This is a genomic window from Pseudomonas sp. (assembly GCF_050739995.1).
Taxonomy (GTDB): domain Bacteria; phylum Pseudomonadota; class Gammaproteobacteria; order Pseudomonadales; family Pseudomonadaceae; genus Aquipseudomonas.
Genome location: NZ_JBOICG010000215.1, coordinates 1 through 3,764, shown reverse-complemented (window position 1 = coordinate 3,764; position 3,764 = coordinate 1). Strand labels below are relative to the sequence as shown.

At 61.7% G+C, this 3,764-nt stretch carries 2 protein-coding genes; both read left to right on the top strand.

Going from position 1 to position 3,764, the window contains the following annotated elements; genetic code table 11:
* Nucleotides 1-153: 153 nt before the first annotated feature.
* Nucleotides 154-1,164 carry an aspartate-semialdehyde dehydrogenase gene (locus ACRESD_RS07470; RefSeq protein ID WP_431750339.1) on the top strand — a complete coding sequence of 337 codons (1,011 nt, stop codon included), beginning with the start codon at nucleotides 154-156 and terminating at the stop codon, nucleotides 1,162-1,164.
* Nucleotides 1,165-1,325: 161 nt separating this feature from the next.
* Nucleotides 1,326-3,764 (top strand): FimV/HubP family polar landmark protein (locus ACRESD_RS07465; protein WP_431750338.1); only part of this gene is annotated, 2,439 nt, incomplete at its 3' end.

The window sequence follows — 3,764 nt, the reverse complement described above, 5'->3', positions numbered from 1 at the left end:
CTCCCACACTTTGAATGTGTTCACAAATCAAAATGTGGGAGCGGGCTTGCCCGCGATGGGGCCATCGGCCATGCCGCAAAAGCTAGGTTAATTGCCTCACCCCCAGCCACCCGGTAAAGTGCCGCTCCCCCCGCAATGCCCGAGGCAGCCCCCATGACCCAGACCTTTGAAATCGCCGTGATCGGCGCCACCGGCACCGTTGGTGAAACCTTGGTGCAGATCCTCGAAGAGCTGGACTTCCCGGTGGGCACTCTTTATCTGCTGGCGGGCAGCAATTCCGCAGGCGCATCGGTGCCGTTTCGCGGCAAGAACGTGCGGGTCAAGGAAGTCGATGAGTTCGACTTCAGCAAGGCGCAGCTGGCGTTCTTTGCGGCAGGCCCGGCGGTAACGCTGAGTTTCGCCCCGCGTGCTGCTGCGGCCGGCTGCTCGGTGATCGACCTGTCCGGTGCCTTGCCCGCCGATCAGGCGCCTCAAGTCGTGCCGGAAGCCAATGCCCATGTTCTCGATGGTTTGAAAAAGCCCTTCCAGCTCGGTAGCCCAAGCCCGTCGGCGACCAACCTGGCCGTGGTGCTCGCGCCGCTGCGTGGCATGCTGGAGATCCAGCGCGTCAGCGTCACTGCCAACCTGGCGGTATCTGCCCAGGGTCGCGAGGCCGTCAGTGAATTGGCCCGGCAAACCGCCGAGCTGCTGAATGTGCGTCCGCTGGAACCGCAGTTTTTCGATCGGCAAATGGCCTTCAACCTGCTGGCCCAGGTTGGCACCCCGGATGCCCAAGGACATACAGCCTTGGAGAAACGCCTCGTCCACGAACTGCGCGCAGTATTGGAAATGCCTTTGCTGAAAATTTCCGCCACCTGCGTTCAAGCCCCGGTGTTTTTTGGCGATAGCCTGACTGTCTCGTTGCAACTGGGCGCGCCGGTCGATCTTGTGGCCGTCAATCGCACTTTGGACGCAGCACCTGGAATCGAACTTGTGGAGGAGGGCGATTACCCAACGGCGGTGGGCGATGCGGTTGGCCAGGATGTGGTGTACGTAGGACGGGTTCGCGCTGGCGTGGACGACCCGGCGGAACTAAATCTGTGGCTGACGTCAGATAACGTACGCAAAGGCTCGGCCTTCAACGCCGTACAGCTGGCGCAGTTGTTGATAAAACGCCTTGTGTAAAAGATACTTGGCGGCAATTTGTAGATTGATTCTAGCCAAGCGCTATGCTTGGCCCGAAGCGGAATAGAAGCGCGTCGGTGACCTATCGGCTCGCCATGCCTTATGGCAGCGGTTACCAACCTTCTCGCAGGCCGGGGAGTGTTCAGACAAAGGATGAGGCTATGGTTCAAGTTCGCAAACTGGTGTTAGCAATAGCGGCCGCCTCGGCGCTGTCCTCCGGTATGGCGCAGGCGCTGCAGCTTGGGGAGATGACCCTCAAGTCGAAGCTGAACCAGCCCCTGTCGGTGGAGATCGAATTGCTCGATGTCGGTGGCCTTACGGCGTCCGAGATCACACCGAGCCTGGCTTCGTCCCAGGCGTTTGTGGATGCCGGTGTGGATCGCCAGGCGTTTCTCGATGACCTGACGTTCACTCCGGTGGTTAACCCCAATGGCCGCAGTGTGGTGCGTGTCACGTCCAACAAGCCGCTGCCGGATTCCTACGTACGCTTCCTGTTGCAGGTGCAATGGCCCAATGGCCGTTTGATGCGTGACTACAGCGTGCTGCTCGATCCGGCCAAGTTTGATCAGCCGGCACCGGTTGCCAGCGCGCCCGCGCCGCGCCTGAGCGCGCCGACTGGCGCTGCGCCTGCCAGTAGCAAGCCCGCACAGCACACCACCACCTCCCGCGACACATTGTGGGAAATTGCCGAGAAGAATCGCAATGGCGCGTCGGTCCAGCAAACCATGCTGGCGATCCAGGCGCTTAACCCCGATGCGTTTATCGATGGCAATATCAACCGCCTGAAGACCGGTCAGGTCCTGCGCCTGCCGGACCGTGTGCAAGCGACCAGCCTGCCGCAGTCGCAAGCCATTGCCGAAGTGAGCGCGCAAAACACGGCGTGGCGCCAGGGGCGTCGCACCGCGACCAATCAAGCGGCGGCGGGCAAGCCTCAATTGGACGCCACCAAGCGCACCGAGGCGGGCAATGCTCCGTCGGGTACCACGGGCAAGGACAACTTGAGCCTGGTCTCGGCTGAGTCCGCCAAGAAGGGTGCCAAGGGCAAGGCCGGTGATAGCCGGGCGCTGAGCGACAAACTGGCAATGACCCAGGAAGAGCTGGACACCACTCGCCGCGACAATGCCGAACTGAAAAGCCGGGCGGCAGACCTGCAAAGCCAGTTGGACAAACTGCAAAAGCTGATTCAGCTGAAAAATGATCAATTGGCCAGGTTGCAGGCGGAGAAAGGTGACCCGGTCGCCGCAGCGACGGCAGCGATGCCAGCTCAATTGGCCGGTGAGCCAGCGGCTGCACCGACGACGCCTGTGGCACCCGTAGCCCCGACGCCAGCTCCTGAAGCGGCCAAGACTGACGCAGCGCCTGCCAGTACCGAAGGGAAATTCAACGAACTGCTGACCAATCCGATTGTGTTGGGGGTAGTGGGTGGTGCGGCGGGCCTGGTGGTGTTGTTGCTTCTGCTGCTGTGGGCGCGCCATCGCAATGCCCGGCGTGAAGAAGAAAAGCACCTGCGCATGGCGCGGGCCCTGGCCGAAGAGCCGGCGTTCGCGCCGAATATCGACCATGACTTGCCACCTGACAGTTTTGAAGGTCTGGAAGTACCACCGCCGAGCGTCAAGCTGGCGGCTGCTCCGGCACCCGCGCCGGTGGTTGAGCCCGTTGTGGCGCCCACGGTGGCTTCCGTGCTGGCCCCGTTGGCCGTAGCCGTTGCCCCGGAAAACGCCGGCGATGCGTTGGCCCAGGCCCAATCCCATATTGACCGCGGCCACCTGAACCAGGCCGCTGACGTGCTGGAACAGGCGATCAAGCATGAGCCCAAGCGCAGCGACTTGCGTTTGAAGCTGATGGAAGTCTACGGCCTGCAAAACGACAAGGACGGTTTTGTCACCCAGGAACGTCAGCTGGTGGCCAATGGTGAGAACCATGCCCAGGTCGAGCAGCTCAAGAGCCGTTTTCCGGCCATGGCCGTGCTGGCGGCGGGTGTCAGTGCTGCTGTCGCAGCGGCAGCCCTGGATGCGCAGTACGTCAAGGACCTGTTGGAAGACAAACCAGCCGCTCCAGCCCCGGAACCAGAGCCTTTTGACACGGATTTCGACTTGAGCCTGGACGACCTGAAGGCCGTGTCGCCAGCCGAGGTCAAGGCGGATCAACAGACGTTCGAGGCACTTCTGCAGCAGCAGACTGAAGCCAAGACCGGTGCGGACGACTTGTCGGACTTCGACCTGGACCTGCAGCTTGATCCGCCATCCTCGCAGACCGATGATGATTTTCTCTCGGGGCTTGAAGACTCAATGAAGAGCGTGCCAGCGGTTGAGCCGCCAACCTTGACACCTGCCGCGCTGGACGAGTTCGAATTGCCGGTAGACTTCGACCTGTCCCTGGCAGACGAGCCTATTGCTCCGTCGGCGGCCAAGCCCGATGCTTTTGCATCGGAGCTGGATGACGTCAACGCTGAGCTGGATCGCCTGTCCCAGAGTCTGGAGCATCCGCCTATCGAACCGTCATTCACGGCGGAAGATGCGGCATTGGGCGGTGATGAGCCAGAGTTCGATTACCTCTCCGGCACCAATGAAGTCGCCACAAAGCTGGACTTGGCCCAGGCT